Source organism: Pseudomonas sp. IT-93MI4 (assembly GCF_949767635.1).
GTDB lineage: Bacteria > Pseudomonadota > Gammaproteobacteria > Pseudomonadales > Pseudomonadaceae > Aquipseudomonas > Aquipseudomonas putida_A.
Genome location: NZ_CATKPP010000005.1, coordinates 69,230 through 94,989, shown reverse-complemented (window position 1 = coordinate 94,989; position 25,760 = coordinate 69,230). Strand labels below are relative to the sequence as shown.

Sequence of the window (25,760 nt, the reverse complement as noted above, 5' to 3'; positions counted from 1 at the left end):
TTCACCCCCTGCATTGGCCTATTCGTAAAGGTTTCCCTCTCCATGCGTCGAACCCTGCTTTCCATTTGTGTGCTGCAAGCATTGTCGCCTGCCTCATGGGCTGATCAAACGGGGGCATCACCCTCAACGCTGGAGCTGGACGCTACCGATGTCATCGGTACGGCGAATTACGAAAGGGCGGACGGCCCGGTGCAGGGTTATCGCGCGACGCGCTCGGCCAGCGCCACGCGTACCGACACCTCGATCCATGAAACTGCGCAATCGATCAGTGTCGTCTCGAAGGATGCGGTCGAAGATCTGGGCGCCACCCGATTGCAGGACGCGCTGGACTACGCCGGCGGCGTGGGGCGGGCGAACAATTTTGGTGGGCAGGGTCTGACCACGTTTACCGTGCGTGGCTTCACCACTGGCGAGTTCTATCGCAACGGTTTCCCGATCAACCGCGGCTATCCGAACATGCCGGATGCCAACACAATCGAACGCCTCGAAGTGCTGCGCGGCCCGGCCACCATGCTCTACGGTCGAGGTGATCCTGGCGGCACCTTCAACGTGGTGTCCAAGCAGCCGTTGCCTGAAAGCAGCGTCACCCTGGGCAGCCAACTCAACGATCAGGGCATGAAACGCGGCACGCTGGACGCTTCCGGCCCGCTCGACGAAGAAGGGCGTCTGGCCTATCGCTTAAACGTTGTGGGCGAGGGCGGCGACACTTTCCGCGATCATGTCGAAACCGAGCGCTACGGCATCGCACCGGTGCTCACCTGGCAGGCTACCGACGCGACCAAGCTGATTTTTGAAGGCGATTTCATGCGCAACAACGCGCCTCTGGATCGCGGCCTTACCCGTTACGCAAAACAGACGGGAACCGCTTCGCGCGACAGTTTTTTCGGCGAAAAAGACGCTGGCAAACTGCATAACGACAACAACATGGCCCAACTGCGTTTCGAGCACATGCTCAATGACGACTGGACCCTGGGCGGCGGGTTCCAGTGGCTCGACGGTTCGCTCAAGGGCAACGCAATCGAGGCCAATGGCATTGCCGATGACGGCCGCACGTTGGGGCGCAATTTCAACTATCGCAAGCTGGAGTGGACCGACAAGGATACCCAGCTCAACCTGACCGGGCATTTCGATACCGCGGGTTTGCAGCACACGTTGCTCACCGGTATCGAGTACGAGGATTACGACTACAAGTCGATCATCCAGCGCTCCAGCGGCGCCGTCGGTGCGTACCCGATCGACATCTTCGACCCGGTCTACGGCCAGCCGCGCCCGGCACTCACCCGCACGCCGACACACGACAAGGAAAACCTCAAGACGTATGCCGCGTTCGTGCAGGATCAGGTGGCGTTGACCGATAAACTCAAGGTGTTGGCCGGGGCGCGTTTCGAGCGCTTCGAACATGACTACGAAACTTACGTGCCCGGTGGCAAGAGCTGGCAGGCCAGTGACAACGCGGTGACTCCGCGCATCGGCGTGACCTATGACCTGACCGAGACATTGGCGATCTATGCCGACACGGCGCGCTCTTTCAAGCCGAACACCGGCGCCAGTCGCCAGGGCGGAGGGTTCGAGCCAGAGAAGGGCAAGTCCTATGAAATGGGACTCAAGTGGGAAGCGCTGGATCAGCAGTTGAGCGTCGACGCGGCGATCTATCAGATCGAAAAACGTAACGTGCTGACCACCGACCCGGTTGACTCGACCTTCAGCGTTGCGGCCGGCGAAGTGCGTAGCCGCGGTTTCGACGTCAACGTGGCCGGCAACCTGACTCCCGAATGGCGGGTGATGGGTGGCTACGCCTATGTCGATGCCGAGGTAACCAAGGACAACGTGCTGCGCTCTGGCACGCGGCTGATGAACATCCCGAAGAACAGCTTCAGCCTGCTGAACATGTATGAATTCCAGGACGGCACCTTCAAGGGACTGGGCCTGGGCACCGGCCTCAAGTACGTCGACGAGCGCGCCGGCCAAACCGCCAACACCGCGTTTTCGATGGGCAGCTATACCGTTGTCGACTTGCTCAGCTTCTACAAGATCAATGACAAGGTGCGGCTTAATCTCGACGTGAAAAACCTGTTCGACCGTGATTATGAAGAGGGCGCATTCGGCAACGTCTATGCCTACCCGGGGGCGCCGCGAACCGTGCAGATCGGCGTTTCCTACACCTTGTAGCAGGGTGGAGCAAAATTCTCACAGGCCACAAATGAAACAGCCCTGAATATTCAGGGCTGTTTCTTGTTTATCCGATAACGCTTGAAACGTTCTTGCTGTAGCCGCTGCCGGCCTCCGTCAGATTCGCGTAAAAGATACAGCCGATCAGTCTCGCGAACAGGCCTAACGTATCCGCCAGATCCGGGTCGTCGAAAATCACCGCCCTGGAGTCCAACGCACACAGCGCGCCCCAAAGTTGTCCGTCAGGAAGGAAAATGGGCGCGCCTGCGTAGCTTTCAATCAAATATTGCTTCACCACGGGGCGTGTGGAAAATCTGCCGTCGCGACTTATCTGCGGCACGAAAAGCACCTGAGGGTCTCTGCGAAACTCACTGCACAGCGTGGTTTCCAATTCCAGCGTGTCGCCGGAGTTGATCCCAAGCTCGATCGGATCGTAGGCGGAACAGACGATCCAGTCAGTCTCGGTGAATTTCGCGATCGCCGCGAACCGCGTCCCGGTCATGCGTGTAACAAGCTGCAGAATATTGGTTGTAGCTTCAATTTCAGCGATAGAGGAACGTTCCTCTGCGCTTAGCAACGCTCTGTCAATGGTGTCACTGAGGGGCATGCATTGTTCTCCGGTCATGATTTTTTAAGTTGGCGACTGCTAAACGCTTTTGAAACTGCTCATTTTGATACTAAACAAAATGGATTCGTTCACATCAAAGGTTCCTGATGGCTGCAATAGCGAAGCGTCATTGGCGTGCGGCTTGAGGCGCCGTTATCGGCGGCGTAGCCTTGATCTCATAAATGTTGGATGTCGCATTGAATGAAAGGTGAGGAAAGTGGAAGGCGTAGTGTTGAGCGAAAAGATGCAACGTGAAGCTGATCGGCTCCTGGCGCAGATTGTCCGGGCAGACTCGATGATCATCGCCGTGAAGGCGGGGGCTCGTGCGGATGGCTTCGTGCTTGGGCTGGAAACCAGCGAGGTTCTGCGTGCCGGCGATGCTGAAAAGCTGTACGTGATTTTTGAAGCGGCTTTGGTCGAGCGGCTGAAAACGCTTTCTCGCAGTTGAGCTGCAGAACATTTATCCGCTTGAACTAACGATTGACCGGTAAGTCAGGGTAGTTATCTGCCACTCTGATTTTGAGGTTATCAATGCGCAATTACACCATCGAGTACCTGTTCAACGGCGAGTCCCGTACGCATCAACTCGCGTTGCAGCAGTCGAAGCTCTCCATTCACGACGCTGCCATGCATCTGCTGGAACTGCATTTTGGGGATGCTGAGAACAGTCTGATCATGCCAACAGCTGACTCGACTGCTGAAGAGATACTGGAGCAGGCCAGTCTGGTGGGTATTACGCAAATCGACGTGAAGGATGCAGGCGCTGACTGATTTCTTCTTCGCTCGCCCCCGGCCCCTGCGCGATGCCCAATCCTGCGTTGACGATACTCACGTATACACTCAGGCGAGTTGACACGCTGTTGATCGGAAATCGGGACATCAGCATCCTTGAACCGCCAGTTGGTTCCAGTGGACAGGAGGGTATAACTGAGGCAGGCGGCGAAGGCGTCCCTTATGGCTCCTTTTTGTGCGCATAAAAAAGGGAGCAAAAAAGGGTACGGACAAAAAAGGGGGTTGATTTATTTCCAAAATATAAATCAGTTCCCATTTTAGTGGTCGCCATTTTAGTCATTTCGGAACACCTCCTGCCAAATCGAAGGCATAGCTGACGGTCTCTGGCGGCTTGTGGTTCTTATTGAACGAAAAAACTTTTCCGCCAGCGAGAGCGGCGCATGCTAGGCGCTCCTGCTCGGCAATGTTACCAATGAGCGAAGCGTCCATAGATGCTTGAGCGGTTCTGTAGCGGGTCAAAAAATCAGGTGTCGGGCGCAGCGCACTACCTGTGCACTCGGCGTAGTCCTTTTCTTCGACGGCCTGCCCCGCGAGGTCACGCATGGACCTACCGGCGAACGTTAGGCGTTCGCACCATTGTTGCTGCGGCTGAAAGCGTTTGCTGTGGGCGTATGTTTCGGCTGAAACCCGACCTGCCGCAGCTGCTTTGGCTTGTGGCGACCCGTCGGCCGCGCAGTTCAATTCCGTCCAGGGGGTACGCAGTTCAGATGTAAGCAGCAAACGCGAACGTTCTGCGTCCCAGCTGAAGATCGCCTTACGGTAGTGGACGGGTGCATCGATGAGCGAGCCGACGTTGATCTCCCGGATTACGCCCTTCGACACTTCTTGGTCGTCGCCCACAGCGGTGTATCCCTCGTGAGTGTGTGCACTGAAGTAGACAGGGGTTACGAAGGGAAACTCGTCGTGCAGCTTTAGCATCCACTGTGCCGAACTGCGGTCAAGGGCGCGAAGCGGATAGTGGCCGGTCAGCACTACCGCCTTGACGCTGCGCGTCGGATCGTCCCGCCATGACTTGAGCTGCTCTACGACTAGGTCACGCTGGCCTTGGCGAATAGTGCCGACATTGGAGTTCGACTCTTTCGACAGAAACTTAAAGCTCGGCACGCTGGGCCAATCAGTTGTGTCGAGCAGGATCACACCAAGCTCCGCACTGGTGACATTGCCAAGCTGTTTAAGGGGGACGCGTACGGATTGGAGCAGCGAGCCCTTGTTCCATTTATTCACCGAGTTGCCGGTGTTCATTGTTGCCGTGTACTCGTATGGGGTGTGGACAGTCAACTGCGAATTAACGAGCGGAGGTGTTGCTTTGCCCGCCGCCACAAGTACGCGTCGGTGATAGTCCGAGGCGTTGCAGAAGGTATCAATTGCAAGTGGGAGTTTTCCGCCGCTCTTCAACCGCAGGTAATCACAGTTGAACTGGTGCGGCCATTCGCGAGCATCTGGAAATGGGCGCAGTCTGTTGGCATCAGATGCAAGCGGATTGTCATCCAGCTGGCCGCAAACGGCGTTGAAGTGCCCCTCAAGTGAGGGATCGATGCTGTGGTTGACAGTAATTTTTCGGATGTAAAGCCAAGCCGTTCCCATCCAGCCGCCATAACTCATGTTCCCCTGAAAAATTCCATCGTGATTACCTTTGGCAATGTAGACGTTTGGAGCAGATAGAAAGGACAAGCGCTTAAGGCGCTTAAATTCGGAGTGGCATGAATAGTCCAAAAGATCGCCTAGGTGGATCACCGGTGGAGTCCCGTCTTGCTGAGTAATTCTCCGCATCACCGACTCGGCAACATACTTGGTGTAGAGATCCTGCTCGACGGAGCGGATGGCGACGTCGCTGGTGTCCTGCGCAAGGCGCGCGGAGTAGTACGTCGGATCGCCGAACAGCTCTCTCTCCTGATTGTCGGCCATGAAGTAGACAACGGCCATGGGGAAGTCGCCGCCGGCAATCGGCGTGGCAGATGGAGAATCTGGCAGAACTCGGATGGTCGAGTAGCATCCTGTCAGAACGGAAAAAAGGAGTGCGACGCTTATGCGCGCTAAAACGTGATTATCCATGTGCCTTGTCCACCATCAGAGCGTACGGTTGGAACTTCCACCCAGAGCCTTAGATTAGGCGACTGAAAAGTGGGACCGTTTTCATAAGGAGCAACGATTAAGCCAAAGGGCGAACGAAGTGAGCGGCAGTTAAGCGCATTACAGTTTCCGCTACTTGTGTCTGGTTGCGCTCCTTGCATGTGCGTAGCTCACTGTTCAATCTGTGTAACGCGCCAGAAAAACGACATGCGGTGAGCAAGAAAGGCGACATAGCTTTTGGCCATACCATGGAGCCTAGCAGTGTATCCATAGTCTGCAATTGGCCGATTCTGTCAAAAAATAGCTTCACCTCTCCATTCCCCTGGCAGAGTTTCTCTGTCAGTGAGCGCGGGGATGAACAGCATGATTGGGTTGTTACCGGAAGGGGAGCAGCACTCGTTCAATCTGGAAAACCACGTCTCACCCCACCACCTTTTACGCAGCATTGACCAGTGCTCGGATTTAAATGACCTGTGTACCCACCTGAAAGTAGTCGCCGATCAGCATTTGATGGCGAATGTTCATCCGTGCCTCAGAGAAAAGGGGACTGATTTATTTTCTGAGAAATAAATCCGTCCCCATTTTTTTGGTCCCATTTTTTTGCGCCCCCATTTTTTGCCATTTTTTGTTCCGTATTCCATGAAGAACCATTTTTTTGATGTGCGGTATGTGCGTTATGGAATGGCCACCCAGGTTTTTATTCCGTTTTATTTAAAAAAATATTGGACAGTGTGATTTTGATTGACTAGTGTCATTTTGCCTTTGCAGAGATATCCATAAAATTAATGTGCAAGGAAGCGATCTTATGCGATTAACTCCTAATTTTAGTTCTGGATCGAAACTTGCTTTTCTAGTGGCTACTGTTTTTATGCTTGCTGGTTGTCCCAAGCCTGCATTATATCGAGAGCCAATTGTTAGATATCAGCAGGCGTCGACAGTGGTTATCGAAGGAGCGCGCACTGAGTATGGTCTGGCAAACAGTAGAGAGTACGATAGTCTACTTAATGCTCATCTTGCTAAGCGAGAGCGTATTTCGCTTAGTGAAATTGATAAAGGAGATTGGCGTGTAATTAGCGCTGATGCTTTGGCTGTTCGTATGTCTGCGTTAGACGCTTTGACAAAACACGGTAAGTTATTGTTGGCTCTTGCAAGTAGTGATGCTCCTGACAGAGCAAAGGACGCAGCAAACTCACTTGATGATGCTGTCAAGGGTCTTCGTTTGTCACTTAATAATAATACCGCTCCTGATACGGTAGATGCTAAAGCAACTGCTTTTGCAGGCGTGGTGGCAGAGGTAACAAAACTTACTTTGGAAGCTAAAATTCAAAAGGCTCTAGATTCGGCAATAAAGTCATCTGAAAGTGCTGTTGAAGGACTAATAGTTTCAATTAAAGATGATATGGCTAATTTATATGAGCGCCGTCGCAATTCTTTGAGTTTGTCAAGAAAATCCGCTGTTGATGCCTATAATCTAGAGTTGACTCAGAAAATTCCTGATGCGGAAAAGCTGAAGAAGAATATTTCAGGGATTAAAAAGGCTGAGGAGGATTGGGACGGATTACAACTAATGCTAGGTGCTGGACCTGGTCTTGATGCAATGCTTCAAGCCCATCAGGAATTAGTCGTTTATGCGAAAAGCCCAAAGAACCCTCAGGATTTTTCTGAACTAGTGGAGGCTGTCGATGCTTTTGTGTCTAGTGCGACGGTGATAGCTGATTCCATTAAGGTTTTACGTTCCGGGAAGGAGTGATGATTTATGTCTTCTGATATTATTTCTTACACTGATTTGATTAGGGCTGTTGGTGACTTGATAGTTAGGGTTGATGTGCTATCAACCGAATTTGATCCTGGCGTTCCAAAGCGACTTATTTTAGATGATATACGTGATGATTTAGATGTTTTTCAGAGGAAGTTGGTTCGTGCTTATTTCGATACGACGACGCCTCAAATTAAGAGTAAGGTGGATTCTTTAAGTAATATAAACTTTGAAATTAAAAAGACTATCAGTGATCTGGATAAATTTACTAAAACTTTGGAGCAGTTAGTGAAGTTTATAGAGGTGGGACAAGAACTTGTGAAGTTGCTTCCTGTTCCCCTGTCTTTGCGCTCTGCTTTACTGGTATAAGCGCACGCATATAGTTTAGCGTGCGTGGAATGTCAAAAGAGCTGTGCGATATAGTAGTAAGTAGTGCAGTGGTGGGTGCGTATCATATTGACTGTGTTAGCTATTTGTGCGTCTGTGCTATTCTGGAACGGGTTCGAATCCCTATTCCCCTCCACATAAGCCCCCCCTGTAGCTCAATGAGTTACAGGGGTTTTTCTTTGTTTTTTAATGCTCAAATCGCCTCGGGGGCATAAGACGGACAATTTGGGAGCAAAATCCGCTACCTCCTTACCGCTTCAGCCCCTTCCCAAATCCCATCGGTTCTGAGACATGCGAGGTCATCTGTTTAGCATTGGATGGGATCAGCTTGCCATAGTGTTTCTTAATCATGGTGGTGCGTGAGTGAATCCCCCCCCCCGGCTTTGTAAACATCCTATGACCGCTTTTGCCGAATGCGGTCGCTCCTGAGCGCCAGCCATCGGCCCAGAGTGTGTAAAACACCATGAACCTCATCGTTGTCGAGCAGTGACATTTGCTGACCGAGAGATCGCACGGTCATGTCACGCGCCATATCGTTCGTAGCTTGGAACACGGCAACGCTGTTTTTACAGCCTCTGGAATGGGCCGAAATCAGCCTTTTTCAGGCCATTAGCGCTTGCATCAAACCGTAGGCACCGATGATTTTCATGACCCGTTTCAAGTTGTAGGCGAGAACATTCAAGCTCATCAGCGCACTCACTCCGGCCAGCTTTCGCGTCAGGAACTGCGTCCGCCCCCATTCATTGTTTGAGCGTCCCGAAGGAAAAGCGAGCACGAGAGGGCGGTCGCGTAAGCTGCCCGGCTTCTGTGCGGTACGCCCGTCGCGGTGTTCGCCACTGCGACGTGGGCGAATCATGTTTCGTCGCGGACCTGCATCAGCGCGAACCCCAGCAGATTCAGGCCTTGCCACAGGTTGGGGTTATTCGCGTTTACGTGATCCTGGGCGAGTCCGATGCCCCAGATGCTGTCAACCGGGCTGGCCTCAACGATGATGCGAGAACCGGTATTCTTGAGGAATGCATTCAACTCCGGGTTTTGCGAGAACTTGGCCTGGTTGGCCCGGACGACAATTGCATATCGGTGTTGCAACCAATCGTGCTCGTTGAATCCGCGCACGTTGCGGCCAAGCGCCTTGGCCGCGTTGGGCGTAGGCGCCGTTAGCACTTGAGCGCGAATGTCCTGATCGCCGAACAAGGCTGCTTTCTCTGCCATCATGAAATGTTCGGCAGTCGCGTAGCGTTGCCCGTCGACAACAAATTCGGCTTCGAACCACTGGCTGAAGCACGAAGCGCTGACTCCGTGCCTGCTTCGCTGGTGTCCCCAGAAAAAGACATAGTTCAGCTCCTCTCCAGCGTTGAAGCGGGAGCGGAGGTCTTCCAGATATTTGGAGTCGTGCAATTGGACTTCCTTCATGCTTTGTCAAAACCAAACAATGAACGCAGCCAACCTGCCGACTTCCGTTCATAGAAGGGCGTGGTTTGCTTGAGCAAGTAATCGCTAAGGCCTGAATCTGCGTCATGAACGCGGTACAGGTCAACGGGTTCGCCATCCGGAGCCAAGTCCGCGGCAACGCTGCCCGCTTCGCGCATGACCTGTTCAAAATCGCCGTCCGCTTCGATCCCGATGATCAGATGAGGCTTTTGGTCAGACGAAGCGTCATGCATCAATGCCAGAAACGCGCGCTTCACATTGCGATGTCTGGCGAGTAGTTGCTTGAGCGAATGGACCATCTTCGAGGGATATTGCGACGGCTGTCCCAGCAGTACCTGAGTGTCCTTTTCGACCGTGCGCTGCACCGGTCCCTGGCCGATCTCATCGGAGAGCAGGTAGCGCACTTCCTCGGGGAAAAACTCTTTCCCGTAAGGAGACTTTGGATTGAGGAAAAGAGGAGTGCCCAGCGTGATTTCAAACAGCGATCTGGCCGGGATCTCTATATAGGACTCCTCGCTGTTTATGGATCTTCGTAGTGTATGCAACGAAGTGAAAAACGGGATGACAGCGGAGCCGTCGGGCTTTTGCCAGTGCGCAATGCTGATGTTGCTGCCTGCCTCAAGGTTGACTCGCCCTTCGCCAGTGCCGGCGGTGCCGAGGACGTAGATATCCGAATTCAGCAGCGTCTTGAAAAAATCAGGTCGGTGGGCGGGTTCATCCGCCGCCAGTCTGAGTGACTTTTCGAGGGTGTTTTCTTGCTGGGTATCCATGATGTCCATCGGCCGTTCCATCAATGCAGGCAAAAAATGGGTGACAAAGAACGCGCAGTTTTTCACGCTGCTGTGAAAACAGGAAGAACTGAAGCCTGATAAATCTGCCGCATCAGGAAGGCAACACCGCGTGATGACGCCGAGCCGCGTGGAAAGAATGCTCTATCTCGTCTTCAGTTTTGCGCACCGTAGAAGTGGTTGAGCAGTATCAACTCAATCACCGCTACAAAAACGCACAGCACGAGAAAGCCAGGACTGAAGACGCGCTTGCGGCCGGATGAGCTTATATCCATCCAGTTAGCGCCGGAATCGCCGGAAGTCAGCAGCAGGAACATTACTCACGCACAAGCCCAAACTTTGCCCCAGAAACCAGCATTTCTGAAAGAAGTCATCCGTGTTTTTCCGTATGCCGCTTGATTCGGCAGATCTTTATTTGCTGGTTAAGCTTGGCGGGAGGGCATTTACGCCTTCCAGAGAACGCTTCCGTGCCAAACGAGACGGCCGATTGATTTCCTCAACCCCCAGAAACGACAAAGCCCTGAATAATCAGGGCTTTGTCGTATCAAATATGGCGGAGGCGATGGGATTCGAACTCATGGACCTGTTACAGTCGACGGTTTTCAAGACCGTTGCCTTAAACCACTCGGCCACACCTCCGTTTGCGTTGCGGGCGCCATAATACCTGAATGAAACACACTGTCAAACTCTGTGCATGGCTTGTTACAGAGCGTCTGTTATGATCTTTGCCACTGAACGTTTCAAACCAACAGGAGTGTCGCCATGCGCGAACAGGATTACGCAGTTCACAACAGCGTGCAGGCTGAGCAGCTAGAGGTTAGCCGCGTCCTGCGCAACACTTACGGTCTACTGGCGCTCACCCTCGCATTCAGCGGTGTGATGGCTTTCGTGGCCCAGCAGATGCGCGTCGGCTATCCGAACATTTTCGTGGTGCTGATCGGTTTCTACGGGCTGTTCTTCCTCACCAACAAACTCCGTGATTCCGCGTGGGGCCTGGTGTCCGCCTTTGCGCTGACCGGTTTCATGGGTTTCCTGCTCGGCCCGATCCTCAACCGTTACCTGGGCATGCAGGGCGGCGCAGAAGTGGTCAGTTCGGCATTCGCGATGACCGCGCTGGTGTTCGGTGGTCTCTCGGCCTATGTGCTGATCACCCGCAAGGACATGAGCTTCCTCGGTGGTTTCATCACCGCCGGTTTCTTCGTGTTGCTGGGTGCAACGCTGGCGAGCATGTTCTTCCAGATCAGCGGCCTGCAACTGGCGATCAGCGCCGGTTTCGTGCTGTTCTCGTCGGTGTGCATTCTGTTCCAGACTAGCGCGATCATCCACGGTGGCGAGCGCAACTACATCATGGCAACCATTAGCCTGTATGTATCGATCTACAACCTGTTCATCAGCTTGTTGCAGATCTTCGGCATCATGAGCCGCGACGACTGATCGCTATTTGTGAATTAACAAAAAACCCGCTTCGGCGGGTTTTTTGTTGCCCGTGCGAAAGCGTAGTGGCCTTTGGCCGAGATTTTTTCAAGAAATCATGGCGCCTTTATGGAATTGGCCTACACCTAAGACAAGGAAGAACGGCAGGCGGTCGACAGGAGTCGGCATGCAGTAACACCTTCTACAGCCCCCGCATCCCATTTTTCTTCTTCTGTTCAAGCCCGTAGCTTCGCCCGGGTTGTCGTATTCGTTCATCCGGAAAACAGGAGGTCCTCCAAACCAGCCTACCCAGATTCAACCGTGAGTTGCTCTCGGCCTGCAAGCCGAGTCCCTGATTATCAAAAAAATAATGGAGGCCCTGGTGGTCGGACTCGATTCATGGGTCGCTGCAGGCGTTGTCCCAATCAAGGAGATCATCGATGAACCAGCCCCAAGGAAAGCGTGCCGTATTGGCTATCACGACAGCACTGTTCAGTGCCTCGACTCTTGCCGGTGTCTACCCCGATTTTGGCTATCAGCCACCCGCCAGCCAATATTCAGGCCCGTTGTTCGAACTCAGCCAGAGTTACCCGACCCAAGCTCCCCAAGGAGCGCTGCCGGATTTTTTCAAAAAACTTCCGGCCAAACCCGACAACAACTTTGAAACCTGGCGTGCCTACATGGAGGAGGTGAAACACTATTGCCTGGAAGGCAATGTCGAGGTCGATTGGAATGTACAGAAGAACAAGCTGCGTCAGTGGTACCACATGCCTTGGCAGCACTATGGCCCGCTGGGGCGTGAAGGTATTCATGGTCTGACCAAGGAAGCGCAGATTCCGGTCAAACAACTGGCACAGACGCAGATCGCCAGTGGCCAGACCTACGCCGTGGGCATTTACAACGACATTGGCGCCTACACCATTGGCGAGGTCTGGAAAGATCCGAACAACCCGGATCCTGGCTTCACTTCGCAACCCAAAAGCTTTTCCAATGGCACCGTAGTCTGCAAGGCATTGTTTGCCGATATTGATCGCACCACCGTACCGTTCCTCGTCAACCCGGTGTTGTGGCAAGGCTATATCACTGAAACTTTCACGTCCGCAAATCGCAAGATCAAAGATGTTGCGCTCATTCAGATGGACATCGCCGTGCGTGATACCCGTATGAGCGACACCGGCTGGATTTTCGGCACCTTCCAGTACAACGGGGCTAAAACCGGCAAAGCCGGTTGGGACAATCTCGTTCCGGTCGGGATCATGTGGGGTAACGATCCGAAAGAAACCGGCAATGACTTCACCAATCCGACGCCGACTGAAACCAGAATCAACCCGGCATTGCAGCAGACGGCAATCAACGCCAATACCAAAGAACTGCCGCCCACCCACCTGGGCTGGAACGGTCGCCTCAACGGGCCTGTAGACAACCCCAACAGTTCCTGCCTGAGCTGCCACGCCACGGGTGAGTCGCCACAGGTGGCGATCATGAATCCCACCTTCCAGCCCAAGGACAAAATACCGAGCCCGGGTTCTGCGGAATGGATGAAGTGGTTCCAGAATATTCCGGCGGGTCATCCGTTCACGCCAGGCACCAAGAGCACGGACTACAGTCTGCAACTGTCAGGCGGTCTGGTTAATTATTTCGAATGGAAATGTGACATGAGCGGGATCTACGCCGATGGCAAGAACGCCTGCGCCAAGGTTCAGAACCTCAAGTTGAAAATGCTCAAGACAGGCGACGACAATTCGCAGCCTCAGCAAAAAGTCATGCGTGACCCAAGTTTGCAGCAATTGCTTGAGTAAAGTGCAGCAGCCTCCAGACGTCTCGGCGTCTGGAGGTTTTCAATCAGTTGATCACGATGCTGCCATCGGCCTGTTGCTTGTAAATCGTGTAGGGCAGCAGAAACGTATCCAGCACACCCGAAACTGCTGCATCGACCACCAGGCCAAGGGAGGCGTTGTTGTAATTGAACGCGTCGACGTCATCCGGCTTTTCGGCGTGCAGCATGCAGAAGTCGTAGGTTGCACCGCTGTAAATGCGTGGGACGGCGCCACAGTAGGTTTTCTTGGTTTTCAGCTGGTTCACGGAAAACTTGTCGTTGAACGCAACCGTTTGCACCGTTCCGCACCCGGTGAGCAATACTGCCAACAGCATCAATGCCTGAAATTTCATTACCGCCAATCCTTCGCCGGAAAAATCTCAATCTACGCCAATCCTGCGCGAAACGCACTCATGCCATCGGCGGCAACCGGCGCTTGACCGGGGTTTTCTTGACGATCGCGGTGTTGGTTTCGGCCAGCGTATTGAGGCGGTCGAGCAGGGTGTCCAGCTGTTCCATCGAACGCACATGCAATCGGGCGATGAAGCAATCTTCCCCGGTGACCTTGTCGCACTCGGTGAACTCCGGGATCGACATGATTTGACGTTCCACCTCCTGCAATTGCCCCGGCAGTGGTCGCACCCGGACGATCGCCTGGAGCTGATAGCCGAAGCATTTGGGGTCGATCTCGACGGTATAGCCCTTGAGCACGCCGCGCTCCTCCAGGCGGCGCAGGCGTTCGGCCACGCTGGGTGAGGACAGGCCGCTGATTTGCGCCAATGCCTTGAGCGAGCGACGCGAGTCGTCCATCAAGGCGCTGATGAGGATCTGGTCGATATCGTCGGTCATGGGGCAACTCCGGTATTAGGCATTTAAGGGAAACCACCCACGATAAAAAAGGCAGAAATCGAGTTTAGCCTGCTTTTTGCGCTGGAGGCGCTCGTGGTCGGCTTGGCATACTTTTGCCACGCTTTCGTCAAACGCTTAGGGAGATCGATGATGGACAACACAATCCGCCGTGGTTCATTGGAAATGACCGCCGCCATGCTGATTTCCGGGACCATCGGCTGGTTCGTGCTGGTGTCCGGGCAACCGGTGCTGGATGTGGTGTTCTGGCGTTGCGTGTTCGGCGCCGGCACCTTGCTGCTGATATGCGCGGCGTTCGGCTTCTTGCGTCCGGGCATTCTGACCCGCACCACGTTCCTGCTCGCGGTGCTCAGTGGGGTGGCGATTGTCGGCAACTGGGTGTTGTTGTTCGGCTCGTATTCCCGGGCCTCGATTGCCATCGGCACGGCGGTCTACAACGTGCAGCCGTTCATGCTGGTCGGCTTGGCGGCGCTGTTTCTCGGCGAGAAAATCACCTTGCAAAAGCTGTTCTGGCTGGCGATTTCCTTTCTCGGCATGCTGGCGATCGTCAGTGCCCATGGCGGGCAGGGCGAGGGCGGTAGCGAATATCTGCTGGGGATTGCGCTGGCGTTGGGGGCGGCGTTGCTCTACGCGATGGCGGCGCTGATCATCAAGCGACTGACCGGCACGCCGCCGCATCTGATCGCGCTGATCCAGGTCTGCACCGGAGTGCTGTTGCTCGCGCCGTTCGCGCACTTCAACGGCCTGCCGCAAACCAACGGAGCCTGGGCCAGTCTGGTGACGCTGGGCATCGTCCACACCGGCTTGATGTACGTGCTGCTGTACGGCGCGATCCAGAAACTGCCGACTGCCCTGACCGGTGCGCTGTCCTTCATCTACCCGATTGCGGCGATTTTCGTCGACTGGTTCGCCTTCGGCCATCGCCTGCAGATCCTGCAGTGGATCGGGGTGGCAGCAATTCTGCTGGCCGCCGCCGGGATGCAACAGGGCTGGGGCCTGAAAGCCCGGCGCCAGCTCAAATCGGTTTGATCAGATCCTTGAACAGGCCTTTGAGCTGTTGATTGCCGGCATCCACCAGATGATTGTCGTCAAAGTACAGCGGCACGCCGTCCATGGAGCCCATGCAATTGCCGTTGGGGCACAGGTACGGCGTCGGGTCGATCACCGTCGCGTTGCAGCGGCTGGCGGCGGCTTCGATGGTTGCGATGGCGATGCGGTTGCGCTTTTCATAGGCCTGCAACGGCAAGGAAATGTCTGTGTTTTGCCGGAACAAGCGCTGATTCAGATTCAAGCCCTTGTAGACGCTGAAAGGCATCTCCGGGATCGGTTTGACGATGTACACCGGATGGTTTTCCGCGATCGAGCAGACCGTGCTGACGTACTCTTCGGTATACGCTTCGGCAAACGTGGCCTGGCGCTCGGGAAAGGAAATCCGGTAGCTGTTTTCCCGGCCCGAATCCGCATACAGCGCCGCACGGCTGAACAGCACCACCGGCACCCCGGCGTACGCGGTTTTCAGTTGTTGCAGCTTTTCCTGATTGAAGCCCCGGCACTGGCTTTCGACGGTCTTGTCGTGCATGGCGAAGTGCGTCAGGGTCGGGCAACCGCCCCGTGACCATGACAGTGCCGCTTGCGGGTTGTCCATCTGCACCGCCGCTGCGGTGGATTGCGCATGGCTGTCGCCGTACAGAATTACCGACACATCACCCGTGCCCAGTTTGCAATCCGCCGCCGCATAGGCATTCGGGTAGCACTCCTGCGGATACAGCTTGCTGGTGTATTCCGGCTGGCCAAGTTCGACCAGTGCCGGGCGCCAGTCGGGGTGTTGCTTGACCAGCGACGACGTCGTTGCCGACACGGCCACCACCGCTACCGTCAGTGACGCGAACTTGATCACTGTTCGAGTAGCGCTCGTACCTTTCTTCACCTTCGATTCCACCAGGTAGAACGACAGGGTGCCGAGGGCGAACGAGGCGATGATTGCGCCGATCACGTGCGGCCAGCTGCTCAACAGCCCGCACAGGTAAAGCAGCACCACCAGCGGCCAGTGCCACAGGTACACCGAGTAGGAAATGCTCCCGACAAATTGCAGCGCAGGATTGCCGCTGAACATCGACCGGGTGTTGGCGTGAATCACCAGCATCGTCCCCAGCACCGGCACCAGTGCCAGGTAGCCCGGCCACAGATCCGCCTCCGAAAAAGCCAGCACGCTGACGGCGATTGCCAGCAGGCCGAATCCTTCGCAAATCGCGCCGCCGCGCTGGCCCAATCGTAGGGGAAACAGAAAAACCAGCCCGCCAGCGATCATTTCCCAGGCGCGGGTGGGCAGCATGTAGAAGGCGAACGTCGGGTTGACGCGGGTCACGATGATGGACGCCAGCAGCGAAATCAGCGCCACGGCCAGCAAGGCAAAGCGAGTTTTATCGGTGCCGAAGAACCGGTGCAGCCCCATGATCAGCACGGGGTAAAGCAGGTAGAACTGCCATTCGACCGACAGCGACCAGGTATGCAGCAACCAGTTTTCATGCAGCGGCGCCGCGAAGTAATTGCCGCTTTGGGCAAAGCTGAAGTTCGAGCTGAACAGCAGACTGCTCTTGATCGTACGGATGGTTTCGCGCAAGTCATCCAGCGGCAGATAAAAGTAGCCGAAGATCAGCAGCGCAACGCACAGGACCAGCAGGGCGGGAATGATGCGGCGGGCGCGGGAGGCGTAGAAACCGAGGAGGGAAAAGTTCTGCTGCTGCACGCCATTGACGATGATGCCGGTCATCAGGAAGCCGGAGATGACGAAGAACACGTCTACGCCGACAAACCCGCCCTCGAACCCTGGCACCTTGAAATGAAACAGCACGACCGAGAGCACGGCCAGTGCCCGCAAGGCGTTGATACTCTTCCTGAATTGCATTTATGCGTCCATGTCACATCCATTGTGCGGCGCATTGTAGTGATGATGTCGGCTTTGTTACATGGATTTTTCCGCTGATTCAGATGTTCCAGCGCGGCGCCGTCATCGCCAGGCGTTGGCGCAGCTCGCCAATGTTCGCGGCCAGTTGTCGGGTCAGTAACCGGTAACCGTCCAGCGTGTTGTAGACCGGCGTGTCGAGACTGGCGTCCGGCAACTCCAGCGGGCGCTCCAGACGTTGCGTGGCGCCGGATTTCAAGGCCCGGGCCATGCCGATCAGTTGCACGCGGATCACCCGGTGCTCGGCCCGCAGTGCCGATTGCAGGTGTGCCATGGCGTCGGGGTCGTTGGCATCCGGGCGGGTGTTGCCGAGGATCTCCAGAGTGCTGACGCACATGCGCAGGTTGCGTTGAATCGCGTCCAGCTCGGTCATGGAGATTTTCACTTCCTTGGACACCGAAGGCATCAGCGAGCGCAGTTGCACCATCACTGTGGTCACCCGGCCCATCAGCTTCAGATGTTCATCGGCGCTGACCGGTTGGCCGCTGATGATTCGCCCGTACAACGTGGCGCAGTCGCGCAAGGCATCGGCCAGGTTGTACCGCCACGAATACACCGCGTACAGCGGCAGGGCGAAGGAGAACGCCAAGGCCAGGGCGATACCGATCAGGATGTCGACCCCGCGCCACAAGCCGTCAGTGATCGGGTTGTCGCCATGCCCGGCGACAATGAATACGGTGATGGCCGAGAGCAGGGCGGTGTACCCGCCCTTGCCGATCGCGTGATAGGAGAAGAACCCGCAGACCACCGCCATGGCAAAGTAGGTCAGCCACGGCAGGCCCAGCCATGCCTGTTGCGCTACCAGCAGCAGACCGACGCCGGCACCGATCAGGGTGCCGGTGGCGCGTTCGGCGGCTTTCTTGCCGATGTTGCCGTGGTGTTGCAGGCCGCCGATCACCACCAGCATGGTCACCGAAGCCCACTCGCCGTGGGGCAGGTTGATGCCGGTGGTCAGCAGGATGGTCGCCAGCAGCCCCAGCGCTACCCGCACCGCGTGAATCAGTCGGGCGTTCTGATAGCGGCGGTACGGGTCCAGCAACGGACGCAGGATTCGCCGCAGCAGCGGTGGCAGTTGTCGGGTGCTGAAGGTGCTCAGTGCAAAGTCCTCGTCAGAAGATGTAATCGGTGGTCAGGAAGCTCGAATCGCGGCCGCGAATGATTTCGCTGATCAGGTCCTTGTTGCTGTCCTGGAACTTGGTTGCCACCAGTGTGCGGATCGAAAACACCCGCAGGGCATCGTGTACCGACAGCGTGCCTTCGGCGGAGTTCTTGCGCCCGTTGAACGGGTAGGTGTCCGGGCCGCGCTGGCACTGGGCGTTGAGGTTGATCCGCCCGACCTGGTTGGCGAAAGTGTCGACCAGTCGACCGATCGCCACCGGGTTGGTGCCGAACAGGCTCAGTTGCTGGCCGAAGTCCGACTCCAGCACGTAATCGATCACGGTATCGAGGTGACGGTACGGCACGATCGGCACCACCGGGCCGAACTGTTCTTCGTTGTACACGCGCATCTGCGGTGTCACCGGGTACAGCACCGCCGGGTAGAAGAACGACTCGCGACTCTCGCCGCCATTCGGGTTGACCACTTGTGCGCCCTTGCTCTGCGCGTCGGCCACCAGACCGTGCAGATAGTCGACCTTGCCCGACTCCGGCAACGGCGTCAGCGCCACGCCGCTGTCCCACGGCATGCCCGGCTTGAGGGTGGCGAGTTTGGCGTTGAATTTTTCGATGAAGGCGTCGACTACGTCCTCGTGCACAAAGAGGATCTTCAGCGCGGTGCAGCGCTGGCCGTTGAACGACAGCGAACCGGTGACCGCTTCGCTGACCGCATTGTCCAGATCGACTTCCGGCAGGACGATGCCGGGGTTCTTCGCATCCAGGCCCAGCGCGGCGCGCAAGCGGTGTGGTTTCGGGTGCAGTTTCTTCAGGTCACTGGCGGCCTTGTTGGTGCCGATGAAGGCGAAGATGTCGATCTTGCCGCTGGCCATCAGCGCGCTGACGGTTTCGCGGCCGCTGCCGTAGATCACGTTGATCACGCCGGTCGGGAAGCTGTCGCGGAACGCTTCGAGCAACGGGCGGATCAGCAACACGCCGAGCTTGGCCGGTTTGAACACCACGGTGTTGCCCATGATCAGCGCCGGAATCAGCGTGGTGAAGGTTTCGTTCAGTGGATAGTTGTAAGGCCCCATGCACAATGCCACGCCGAGCGGCACGCGCCGGATCTGGCCGAGGGTGTCCTGTTCCAGTTCGAAACGGCTGGAGCGGCGGTCGAGTTCTTTCAGTGCATTGATGGTGTCGACGATGTAGTCGCAGGTGCGGTCGAACTCTTTTTCCGAGTCCTTGAGGTTCTTGCCGATCTCCCACATCAGCAGCTTGACCACGGCTTCGCGCTGCTGGCGCATCCGGCCGAGGAACGCTTCGACGTGCTGGATGCGTTCGGCCACGCGCATGGTCGGCCACAGGCCCTGACCACGATCGTAGGCACGCACGGCGGCGTCGAGGGCGGTGAGGGCGGTGTCGGCGTCGAGCAGCGGGGTGCTGCCGAGAATCACTTGTTCATCGCCGTTTTCGCCGTGCAGATACACCGGGCTGCGCACGGTGGCGAGTGGGCCGTCCCAGCGCCGCAGTTGGCCATCGACGAGGTATTCGCGTTGCTCGACCTGACCGTCGAGGCGGTATTTTTCCGGGATGTCGCTGACAGAAGGGAACAGATTGCCAAGGATGTTTGCTGTGGTCATGTCGCTACCCCGTGTTGATGTCCGTATACAGATCAAAAAGTCTTTACAGGTTATACGCCTGAATGAGCCGACATTTAAACCCGCCAATGTCACGCGAATGTCACGCAGAGATGCGGAACAGAGCTCTGACTGGTTTATGAGTTCCACTGTGGGAGCGGGCTTGCTCGCGAATGCGTCCTTTCAACTGACATCCTCATTTGCTGACATACCGCATTCGCGAGCAAGCCCGCTCCCACAGTTGAATTGGGTGGCCTGAACACTCTCTACTGGCCCCGTTTGGCCCCATCGTTGTCCGGCAATGCCCTCAACCCGCTGCCGTGCCTGCCTTAAGGTGTGATCACAACAAAAAGCGATGCCACCCTCGAGGATCGTTATGCGGGCAATCCGACTCACTTTACTGCTGGCGCTGATGATGACGCTGTGCGGCTGCGACGAAAAATCCGCACCGCCGGCGACCACTCACAATGCCACACCCTCTGACCCGGCCCTGGCGCAGATCTACGCCAACAGCTGCCAGCTCTGTCACGCCTATCCCGCCGCCAACGCACCATTGACCGGTGACCGAAAAGCCTGGGAACCACGCATCCGCCAGGGCGCCGACACGCTGCTCGACCACGCCATCAACGGCTACAACGGCATGCCGCCGATGGGCCAGTGTGTCGAGTGCAGCGAAGAACAATTCCTGCAACTGATCGGCTTCATGGCCGACCAGCCCCTCCCACAATAAGGGCGCGCGCATGAGTATGGATCTGACACGGCGTCAGTTGTTGCAACGGGCAAGCATCGTCGGCGCGTTCAGTGCACTGGCGGCCAATCCCGCGCTGGGACAATTGATGCGCGCCCCGCGACTGATTCCCTGGCGCAACTGGTCGGGCGGGCAGAGTTGCCTGCCGGCGGCGCGGCTGGCGCCGAAGAATCTTGATGAATTGACCGCCGCGATTCGTCAGGCCCAGGGCAAGATCCGCCCGGTCGGCTCGGCACATTCGTTCAGCGCACTGGTGCCCACCGACGGCACGTTGCTGTCGCTGAGCTACTTCACCGGGCTGCTCGACCACGACCTGAAAACCCTGCAGGCCGAATTCGCCGCCGGCACGCCAATGTCGCGCATGGGCGTGCCGCTGAAAGACGTCGGCCAGGCCCTGCAGAACATGGCCGATATCGATTACCAGACTCTCGCCGGGGCGATTTCCACCTCGACCCACGGCACCGGCAAAACCTTTCAGTCGTACTCGGCACACGTCTGTGGCCTGCAACTGGTGACGGCCAATGGCGAGGTGCTGGACTGCGACAGTCAGCGTCACCCCGATGTGTTCAACGCCGCGCGGGTGTCCCTCGGGGCACTGGGCGTGGCGACGAAAATCCGTCTGCAAAATCGCCCGGCCTACCGCCTGCGCGAACGCCAGTGGATCGCCAAGACCGAAGAGCTGCTGGAAGACCTCGACAAGAACACCCGGGAAAACCAGCACTGGGAAATGCTCGTCGTCACCCATTCCGACTACGCGCTGTCCATCGCCCTCAACGAAACCAGCGACCCGGCCACACCGCCGATCCCGCCCGAAGAGGAGGGCGGCAACGAGTTCGTGACCCTGATCGAGAAGATCGACAAATACGGCAGCGACTTCCCCGAGTTGCGCCGCACGCTGCTCAACAGCCTGCGGCATATGGCGAGTTTCGATGATCGGGTCGGCGACTCGTTCGACATCTACGCCAACGTGCGCACCGTGCGCTTCAACGAGATGGAATACTCAGTGCCCGCCGAACACGGCCCGGCCTGTCTGCGTGAAATCCTCAAGCTGATTCAGGACAAGGACCTGCGCACCTGGTTTCCCATCGAGTACCGCTACGTCAAGGCCGACGACATTCCGCTGAGCATGTTCGAGGGCCGCGACAGCTGTTCGATCTCGGTGCACCAGCATTACCAGATGGATCACCACAACTTCTTCGCCGCGGTCGAGCCGATCTTCTGGAAGTACAACGGCCGCCCGCACTGGGGCAAATTGCACACGCTCAACGCGAAGAATCTGCAACCGCTGTATCCGCGCTGGCGCGAATTTGTTGACGTGCGCCAGGCGCTGGATCCGAGCGGGCGTTTTCTCAATGCATATCTGGCATCGATTTTGGGGGTGAGCTGATGGCGGTCAATCGACGCAATTTTCTCATCGGCACGCTGGGTGTCGGCGCTTTGTTAGTGGGCGTGGGCGCCTGGCTGCGACCGAGTGATCGTGGCGGCCCGTACAGCGAGTATTTTCGCGCGCTGAATAAAGAGTTGAAGGGCAACGGCCCGATGCGCCCGGTGTTGTTGATCGATCTGGATCGCCTCGATCACAACATCGACGTGGTGATACAGTCGGTCAAACGCGGCGGCAAGCAATTGCGTCTGGTGGAAAAATCGTTGCCGTCGCCGGGGTTGCTCAGTTACATCGCCCGGCGCGCCGGAACGCAAAAACTCATGTCGTTTCATCAGCCGTTCCTCAATCACGATGCAGTCACGTTTCCGCAGTCAGACATCCTGCTCGGCAAGCCGTTGCCGGTGCGTTCGGCCGAGCTGTTTTATCAAAGCCACAAAGGTCCGTTCGACCCTTCCAGGCAGTTGCAATGGCTGATCGATAACCCCGAGCGTCTGCAGCAATATCTGGCGTTGGCCCAGGGACTCGGCACGCGGATGCGCATCAACATCGAACTGGATGTCGGCCTGCATCGCGGCGGGGTCAGTGATGTGAATGTGTTGGGGCAGATGCTCACGCTGATCAGCGCCAATCCACAGCATCTGCAGTTCGCCGGGTTCATGGGCTACGACCCGTTCGTGGGCATGGGCGTGCCGGGGATTCTCGGTTCGCCCGAGGAACTGTTCGCCAAGGTGATGGTGATTTATCAGCGCTGCGTCGATTTCACCCGCCAGCAGTATCCGACGTTGTGGAATGACAACCTGTGCCTGAACACCGCCGGCAGCCCGAGTTACCGCATCCACGAAAACGAAAAGCTGAGCACCGAGGTTTCGGTGGGCACGGCGATGCTCAAACCGACGCATTACGACCTGCCGTCGCTGGTTGACCACGTGCCGGCGACCTACATCGCCACGCCGGTGCTGAAGAGTACCGGTGCGGTGAATATTCCGGCGCTGGATGACAAGTCGACTTTGTTCTCGTGGTGGGACACCAATCAGCGCCAGACCTTTTTCATCTACGGCGGTTACTGGATGGCCGAGTTCGAATCGCCGCCGGGGTTGCAGAGCAATGGGGTGTATGGGCGCAGTTCGAATCAAGAGATGGTCAACGGCTCCCACGCCGTCGGCCTGACCATCGAGGATCAAGTGTTTCTGCGCCCGACCCAGACCGAAGCTGTCCTCCTGCAATTCGGTGATCTGCTGGCGGTGCGTGACGGCAAGATCGTCGATACCTGGCCGGTCTACACCTGACCCAAAAACACCTCAGATCCCCCTGTGGGAGCGGGCTTGCTCGCGAAGGCGTCCTGTCAGTCAGCATCTATTTGACTGGCACACCGCATTCGCGAGCAGGCTCGCTCCCACAGGGTTTTGTGTTGTCTGTCAAATCTCGATCAATTTCTGTAATGAAGCTTTTATGACAAAAGTTCGGTAGCACATAGCCAGTCCGGTCATGCCTATGTAACGCGCTTGAGGGGCCCAACGGGGCGCTTTTCACAAGCCGAGGCGGGACGCCGGGAGTGAGGCAATGGGGACTATGGAACGCTACTCGAAAGTGGGCATGCAGGAACTCGATCAGCGCCTGTCGAAGATCGTCGAGGCCGCGCGCAAGAAGCCGGTTTCGGTATATCGCTACGGCGCGCCGTGGGTCTGGATCGTCTCGCAGGATGACTGGCAGGGCGCCTTGAAAGAGGTCTCCAGCTACATTCCGCCCGGCCATTCGCTGGTGTTGCTGCGCCCGCAGATCGATGACTTGCTCAACGCCCACCAAGGCCTGCTGCACGAGCTCAATGCCGAGCCCGGCATGCTCATCCCCGCGCAAACCGTCATGCACATCCTGCTCCTGCAACTGCTGTATTCGGTGCCCAGCGAGCAGCAACTGTATGAGCAACTCAATTACAACCTGCTGTTCCGCTGGTTCGTCGGTCTTGGCCTGAACCAGAAAGTCTGGAGCTTCAACGTCCTCAGTCGCGACATCGCCACGCTGCTCAACAACCCGCGTGCGGTGCAGCTCATTCAAAAAATCATCGGCGAAGTGTTCTGCGGTGCCTTGCTGCAAATGCCCGAGTTCTCGTTGAACTTCGCGCTGCTGCACACCTGGCTCGGCAAGCACAGCGGTGCCTCGACGGTCAGCAACTGACGCAACACACAAGGCGCGCAACAGCGCCAACAGGTCATCGCGAATTCAGGGGGTAGTGTGGATCAGATTTTCACGTCACGGCTGGCGCTGTGGGGCTGGCTGCTGGTGACGGCCGGCGCGCAACCGGCATTCGCCGAAGAGGCCGCCCAAGGCGCCGCGCCGCAACGTCTGGTGGACGTCAACGAATACTTCGTGCGCGGCAACACCGTGCTCGACGCCCGGGCAATTGAAGAGGCGGTGTACCCGTTTCTCGGCCCGCAAAAAGCCATGACTGACATCGAAGGCGCCCGCGATGCCTTGCAGAAGGCTTATCAGCAGCGCGGCTACCAATCGGTGTTCGTCGAACTGCCGGAGCAAGCGGTAGCGGACGGCATCGTCTACCTGCAAGTCAGCGAAACCAAGGTCGGCCGGGTGCGTGTGGTCGGCGCCAAACACTATTCGCCGCTGGACATCCGCGACAACGTCCCGGCGCTGAAAGAGGGTGAGGTGCCGGACTTCGCCAAGGTTCAGGGCGAACTGGCGCAGCTCAATAAAACCCCGGGCCGCCAGGTCATGCCGCTGGTGCGCGAAGGTCAACGCCCCGGCACCATGGACGTCGATTTGCAGGTCGAAGATCAGAACCCGTGGAGCGCCAGCGTCGGCCTCAACAACGACTACAGCGCCGACACCGAGAAGCTGCGCGCCGTGACCAGCCTCGGCTACAACAACCTCTGGCAACTCGGCCACAGCATCAACCTGACGTACTTCACCGCACCGCAAGACACCGACAACGCCAAGGTCTGGTCGGCTTCCTACACAGCGCCGCTGAGCGAGCGCTGGAGCGTGCAGTTCTCCGGTTATCAATCCGACAGCAACGTCGCAACCATCGGCGGCAGCAACGTGCTGGGCAAGGGCCATTCCTACGGGGTGTCGGCGATCTACACGCTGCCGTCCAGCGGCAGTTGGTCGAACTCGCTGTCGGCCGGTATCGACTTCAAGGACTTCGACGAGCGCCTGACCCTGTCCGGCGAGAGCGACAAGGTGCCGCTGAAATACGCGCCGTTCACCTTCGCCTACAACGGCTTCCGCTACACCGAAAAAAGTCAGCTTGGACTCGGCCTGAGCCTGGTCGCAGCCACCCGCAGCATTTTCGGTTACGGCAGTTCCGACGAAGATTTCGATTACAAGCGCTACCGCGCCAATCCGAGTTTCGCCGTGCTCAAGGGCGACAGCAACTTCACCTGGACCTTCGACAACGACTGGCAGAGCGCGAGCAAAGGCGCGTTCCAATTGGCGTCGGGGCCACTGGTGTCCAACGAACAGTTTTCCGCTGGCGGCGCGACCTCGGTGCGCGGCTATCTGGCGGCCGAGCGCACCGGCGATGACGGCGTGCTGCTCAGTCAGGAGCTGCGCACGCCGTCGCTGGCGAAATACGCCGGCAGCTGGATGCAGGAATGGCGCTTCTATGCCTTTGCCGAAGGCGCGCAACTGTACCTGCGCGACGAACTGCCGGATCAGGACGCCAGTTACGCCCTGGCCAGCGTCGGCCTCGGCACCCGCGCCAGCCTCAGCAAATGGCTGTCCGGCAGCCTCGACTGGGGCTACCCGTTACTCGAAGGGCCGAACACCTCGAAGCAGGAGTCGCGCCTGCACTTCAACCTTCAAGCCACTTTCTAAAGGAGCACGT

At 57.1% G+C, this 25,760-nt stretch carries 25 protein-coding genes, 1 tRNA gene and 1 pseudogene; 14 read left to right on the top strand and 13 right to left on the bottom strand.

The window, feature by feature from the left end; all coding sequences use genetic code 11:
- The first annotated feature begins 42 nt into the window (after nt 1-42).
- Nucleotides 43-2,169: a TonB-dependent siderophore receptor gene (locus tag ACM6I7_RS04580; RefSeq protein WP_097089991.1), complete on the top strand. Its 2,127-nt coding sequence runs from the start codon at nt 43-45 to the stop codon at nt 2,167-2,169.
- Between the two features lie 67 nt (nt 2,170-2,236).
- Here the strand turns inward: ACM6I7_RS04580 and ACM6I7_RS04575 are convergent, their stop codons facing one another.
- A complete protein-coding gene (locus tag ACM6I7_RS04575) occupies nt 2,237-2,776 on the bottom strand; it encodes a GAF domain-containing protein (protein WP_027613840.1) in 540 nt (179 codons plus the stop codon).
- Nucleotides 2,777-2,993: 217 nt separating this feature from the next.
- Between ACM6I7_RS04575 and ACM6I7_RS04570 the strand changes: the two genes are divergently transcribed.
- Entirely contained in the window at nt 2,994-3,224 is a 231-nt protein-coding gene (locus ACM6I7_RS04570) for a hypothetical protein (RefSeq protein ID WP_027613841.1), read from the top strand.
- A gap of 83 nt (nt 3,225-3,307) precedes the next feature.
- Complete coding sequence (locus ACM6I7_RS04565) at nt 3,308-3,547, top strand: hypothetical protein (protein WP_027613842.1); 240 nt, start codon at nt 3,308-3,310, stop codon at nt 3,545-3,547.
- Between the two features lies 1 nt (nt 3,548).
- Here the strand turns inward: ACM6I7_RS04565 and ACM6I7_RS04560 are convergent.
- Together ACM6I7_RS04560 and ACM6I7_RS04555 are read right to left on the bottom strand one after the other, a co-directional pair.
- A pseudogene (locus ACM6I7_RS04560) lies at nt 3,549-3,711 on the bottom strand (LysR family transcriptional regulator); the annotation flags it as partial.
- A gap of 133 nt (nt 3,712-3,844) precedes the next feature.
- Nucleotides 3,845-5,620 carry a metallophosphoesterase gene (locus tag ACM6I7_RS04555; protein WP_097089992.1) on the bottom strand — a complete coding sequence of 592 codons (1,776 nt, stop codon included), beginning with the start codon at nt 5,618-5,620 and terminating at the stop codon, nt 3,845-3,847.
- Between the two features lie 372 nt (nt 5,621-5,992).
- Here ACM6I7_RS04555 and ACM6I7_RS04550 point away from each other — a divergent pair, with 372 nt between their 5' ends.
- The 3 genes from ACM6I7_RS04550 (at nt 5,993) to ACM6I7_RS04540 (ending at nt 7,763) form a co-directional block, all read left to right on the top strand.
- A complete protein-coding gene (locus tag ACM6I7_RS04550; RefSeq protein ID WP_097089993.1) occupies nt 5,993-6,208 on the top strand; it encodes a hypothetical protein in 216 nt (71 codons plus the stop codon).
- A 235-nt stretch (nt 6,209-6,443) separates the two neighbouring features.
- Nucleotides 6,444-7,388 carry a hypothetical protein gene (locus ACM6I7_RS04545; RefSeq protein ID WP_143503126.1) on the top strand — a complete coding sequence of 315 codons (945 nt, stop codon included), beginning with the start codon at nt 6,444-6,446 and terminating at the stop codon, nt 7,386-7,388.
- Nucleotides 7,389-7,394: 6 nt separating this feature from the next.
- Complete coding sequence (locus ACM6I7_RS04540) at nt 7,395-7,763, top strand: hypothetical protein (RefSeq protein ID WP_097089995.1); 369 nt, start codon at nt 7,395-7,397, stop codon at nt 7,761-7,763.
- Nucleotides 7,764-8,382: 619 nt separating this feature from the next.
- Here the strand turns inward: ACM6I7_RS04540 and ACM6I7_RS04535 are convergent.
- From ACM6I7_RS04535 to ACM6I7_RS04515, 5 genes are all read right to left on the bottom strand, one after another.
- Nucleotides 8,383-8,637: a hypothetical protein gene (locus ACM6I7_RS04535; protein WP_414888068.1), complete on the bottom strand. Its 255-nt coding sequence runs from the start codon at nt 8,635-8,637 to the stop codon at nt 8,383-8,385.
- Nucleotides 8,634-9,179, bottom strand: coding sequence for an NADAR family protein (locus ACM6I7_RS04530; RefSeq protein WP_027613778.1), 546 nt, complete (start codon nt 9,177-9,179; stop codon nt 8,634-8,636). The genes ACM6I7_RS04535 and ACM6I7_RS04530 overlap by 4 nt, the downstream gene beginning before the upstream one ends.
- Nucleotides 9,180-9,190: 11 nt before the next feature.
- Nucleotides 9,191-9,991, bottom strand: coding sequence for an enhanced serine sensitivity protein SseB (sseB, locus tag ACM6I7_RS04525; protein WP_096797645.1), 801 nt, complete (start codon nt 9,989-9,991; stop codon nt 9,191-9,193).
- Between the two features lie 164 nt (nt 9,992-10,155).
- Nucleotides 10,156-10,317 carry a hypothetical protein gene (locus tag ACM6I7_RS04520; protein ID WP_414888042.1) on the bottom strand — a complete coding sequence of 54 codons (162 nt, stop codon included), beginning with the start codon at nt 10,315-10,317 and terminating at the stop codon, nt 10,156-10,158.
- Nucleotides 10,318-10,551: 234 nt separating this feature from the next.
- Nucleotides 10,552-10,639 (bottom strand) — tRNA-Ser (locus ACM6I7_RS04515).
- Between the two features lie 123 nt (nt 10,640-10,762).
- Between ACM6I7_RS04515 and ACM6I7_RS04510 the strand changes: the two genes are divergently transcribed.
- Both ACM6I7_RS04510 and ACM6I7_RS04505 read left to right on the top strand, forming a co-directional pair.
- Nucleotides 10,763-11,434: a Bax inhibitor-1/YccA family protein gene (locus tag ACM6I7_RS04510; RefSeq protein WP_027613775.1), complete on the top strand. Its 672-nt coding sequence runs from the start codon at nt 10,763-10,765 to the stop codon at nt 11,432-11,434.
- A gap of 419 nt (nt 11,435-11,853) precedes the next feature.
- Nucleotides 11,854-13,212: a hypothetical protein gene (locus ACM6I7_RS04505; protein ID WP_414888041.1), complete on the top strand. Its 1,359-nt coding sequence runs from the start codon at nt 11,854-11,856 to the stop codon at nt 13,210-13,212.
- A gap of 43 nt (nt 13,213-13,255) precedes the next feature.
- Here the strand turns inward: ACM6I7_RS04505 and ACM6I7_RS04500 are convergent, their stop codons facing one another.
- Together ACM6I7_RS04500 and ACM6I7_RS04495 are read right to left on the bottom strand one after the other, a co-directional pair.
- Entirely contained in the window at nt 13,256-13,582 is a 327-nt protein-coding gene (locus tag ACM6I7_RS04500; RefSeq protein WP_097090060.1) for a YceK/YidQ family lipoprotein, read from the bottom strand.
- Nucleotides 13,583-13,640: 58 nt separating this feature from the next.
- Nucleotides 13,641-14,078, bottom strand: a complete 438-nt coding sequence (locus ACM6I7_RS04495; protein WP_027613772.1) for an Lrp/AsnC family transcriptional regulator — start codon at nt 14,076-14,078, stop codon at nt 13,641-13,643.
- A 150-nt stretch (nt 14,079-14,228) separates the two neighbouring features.
- Between ACM6I7_RS04495 and ACM6I7_RS04490 the strand changes: the two genes are divergently transcribed.
- A complete protein-coding gene (locus ACM6I7_RS04490; protein ID WP_027613771.1) occupies nt 14,229-15,125 on the top strand; it encodes a DMT family transporter in 897 nt (298 codons plus the stop codon).
- Here ACM6I7_RS04490 and ACM6I7_RS04485 read toward each other — a convergent pair.
- From ACM6I7_RS04485 to ACM6I7_RS04475, 3 genes are all read right to left on the bottom strand, one after another.
- Nucleotides 15,112-17,001, bottom strand: coding sequence for an acyltransferase family protein (locus tag ACM6I7_RS04485; protein ID WP_414888040.1), 1,890 nt, complete (start codon nt 16,999-17,001; stop codon nt 15,112-15,114). The two genes, ACM6I7_RS04490 and ACM6I7_RS04485, sit on opposite strands and share 14 nt — an antisense overlap.
- A gap of 79 nt (nt 17,002-17,080) precedes the next feature.
- Nucleotides 17,081-18,121 (bottom strand): FUSC family protein, encoded by a 1,041-nt coding sequence (locus ACM6I7_RS04480; RefSeq protein ID WP_190953407.1) that lies wholly within the window; start codon nt 18,119-18,121, stop codon nt 17,081-17,083.
- A gap of 46 nt (nt 18,122-18,167) precedes the next feature.
- Complete coding sequence (locus tag ACM6I7_RS04475; RefSeq protein WP_027613768.1) at nt 18,168-19,793, bottom strand: NADP-dependent glyceraldehyde-3-phosphate dehydrogenase; 1,626 nt, start codon at nt 19,791-19,793, stop codon at nt 18,168-18,170.
- A 373-nt stretch (nt 19,794-20,166) separates the two neighbouring features.
- Here ACM6I7_RS04475 and ACM6I7_RS04470 point away from each other — a divergent pair, with 373 nt between their 5' ends.
- From ACM6I7_RS04470 to ACM6I7_RS04450, 5 genes are all read left to right on the top strand, one after another.
- A complete protein-coding gene (locus ACM6I7_RS04470; RefSeq protein ID WP_414888039.1) occupies nt 20,167-20,520 on the top strand; it encodes a c-type cytochrome in 354 nt (117 codons plus the stop codon).
- A 76-nt stretch (nt 20,521-20,596) separates the two neighbouring features.
- Entirely contained in the window at nt 20,597-21,925 is a 1,329-nt protein-coding gene (locus ACM6I7_RS04465) for a D-arabinono-1,4-lactone oxidase (RefSeq protein ID WP_414888067.1), read from the top strand.
- A gap of 74 nt (nt 21,926-21,999) precedes the next feature.
- Nucleotides 22,000-23,208 carry a DSD1 family PLP-dependent enzyme gene (locus ACM6I7_RS04460; RefSeq protein ID WP_414888066.1) on the top strand — a complete coding sequence of 403 codons (1,209 nt, stop codon included), beginning with the start codon at nt 22,000-22,002 and terminating at the stop codon, nt 23,206-23,208.
- 274 nt (nt 23,209-23,482) lie between these two features.
- A complete protein-coding gene (locus tag ACM6I7_RS04455) occupies nt 23,483-24,094 on the top strand; it encodes a transposase (RefSeq protein ID WP_247269082.1) in 612 nt (203 codons plus the stop codon).
- A 57-nt stretch (nt 24,095-24,151) separates the two neighbouring features.
- Nucleotides 24,152-25,750 (top strand): ShlB/FhaC/HecB family hemolysin secretion/activation protein, encoded by a 1,599-nt coding sequence (locus tag ACM6I7_RS04450; protein WP_414888038.1) that lies wholly within the window; start codon nt 24,152-24,154, stop codon nt 25,748-25,750.
- Nucleotides 25,751-25,760 lie beyond the last annotated feature (10 nt).

What these genes read in the sequence shown, in the direction of transcription:
- ACM6I7_RS04580 (WP_097089991.1), top strand. Translation starts at nt 43, where the DNA reads ATGCGTCGAACCCTGCTTTCCATTTGTGTGCTGCAAGCATTGTCGCCT.
- ACM6I7_RS04575 (WP_027613840.1), bottom strand. Translation starts at nt 2,776, where the DNA reads ATGCCCCTCAGTGACACCATTGACAGAGCGTTGCTAAGCGCAGAGGAA.
- ACM6I7_RS04565 (WP_027613842.1), top strand. Translation starts at nt 3,308, where the DNA reads ATGCGCAATTACACCATCGAGTACCTGTTCAACGGCGAGTCCCGTACG.
- ACM6I7_RS04555 (WP_097089992.1), bottom strand. Translation starts at nt 5,620, where the DNA reads ATGGATAATCACGTTTTAGCGCGCATAAGCGTCGCACTCCTTTTTTCC.
- ACM6I7_RS04550 (WP_097089993.1), top strand. Translation starts at nt 5,993, where the DNA reads ATGAACAGCATGATTGGGTTGTTACCGGAAGGGGAGCAGCACTCGTTC.
- ACM6I7_RS04545 (WP_143503126.1), top strand. Translation starts at nt 6,444, where the DNA reads ATGCGATTAACTCCTAATTTTAGTTCTGGATCGAAACTTGCTTTTCTA.
- ACM6I7_RS04540 (WP_097089995.1), top strand. Translation starts at nt 7,395, where the DNA reads ATGTCTTCTGATATTATTTCTTACACTGATTTGATTAGGGCTGTTGGT.
- ACM6I7_RS04535 (WP_414888068.1), bottom strand. Translation starts at nt 8,637, where the DNA reads ATGATTCGCCCACGTCGCAGTGGCGAACACCGCGACGGGCGTACCGCA.
- sseB (WP_096797645.1), bottom strand. Translation starts at nt 9,991, where the DNA reads ATGGACATCATGGATACCCAGCAAGAAAACACCCTCGAAAAGTCACTC.
- ACM6I7_RS04520 (WP_414888042.1), bottom strand. Translation starts at nt 10,317, where the DNA reads ATGTTCCTGCTGCTGACTTCCGGCGATTCCGGCGCTAACTGGATGGAT.
- ACM6I7_RS04510 (WP_027613775.1), top strand. Translation starts at nt 10,763, where the DNA reads ATGCGCGAACAGGATTACGCAGTTCACAACAGCGTGCAGGCTGAGCAG.
- ACM6I7_RS04505 (WP_414888041.1), top strand. Translation starts at nt 11,854, where the DNA reads ATGAACCAGCCCCAAGGAAAGCGTGCCGTATTGGCTATCACGACAGCA.
- ACM6I7_RS04500 (WP_097090060.1), bottom strand. Translation starts at nt 13,582, where the DNA reads ATGAAATTTCAGGCATTGATGCTGTTGGCAGTATTGCTCACCGGGTGC.
- ACM6I7_RS04495 (WP_027613772.1), bottom strand. Translation starts at nt 14,078, where the DNA reads ATGACCGACGATATCGACCAGATCCTCATCAGCGCCTTGATGGACGAC.
- ACM6I7_RS04490 (WP_027613771.1), top strand. Translation starts at nt 14,229, where the DNA reads ATGGACAACACAATCCGCCGTGGTTCATTGGAAATGACCGCCGCCATG.
- ACM6I7_RS04485 (WP_414888040.1), bottom strand. Translation starts at nt 17,001, where the DNA reads ATGCAATTCAGGAAGAGTATCAACGCCTTGCGGGCACTGGCCGTGCTC.
- ACM6I7_RS04475 (WP_027613768.1), bottom strand. Translation starts at nt 19,793, where the DNA reads ATGACCACAGCAAACATCCTTGGCAATCTGTTCCCTTCTGTCAGCGAC.
- ACM6I7_RS04470 (WP_414888039.1), top strand. Translation starts at nt 20,167, where the DNA reads ATGCGGGCAATCCGACTCACTTTACTGCTGGCGCTGATGATGACGCTG.
- ACM6I7_RS04455 (WP_247269082.1), top strand. Translation starts at nt 23,483, where the DNA reads ATGGGGACTATGGAACGCTACTCGAAAGTGGGCATGCAGGAACTCGAT.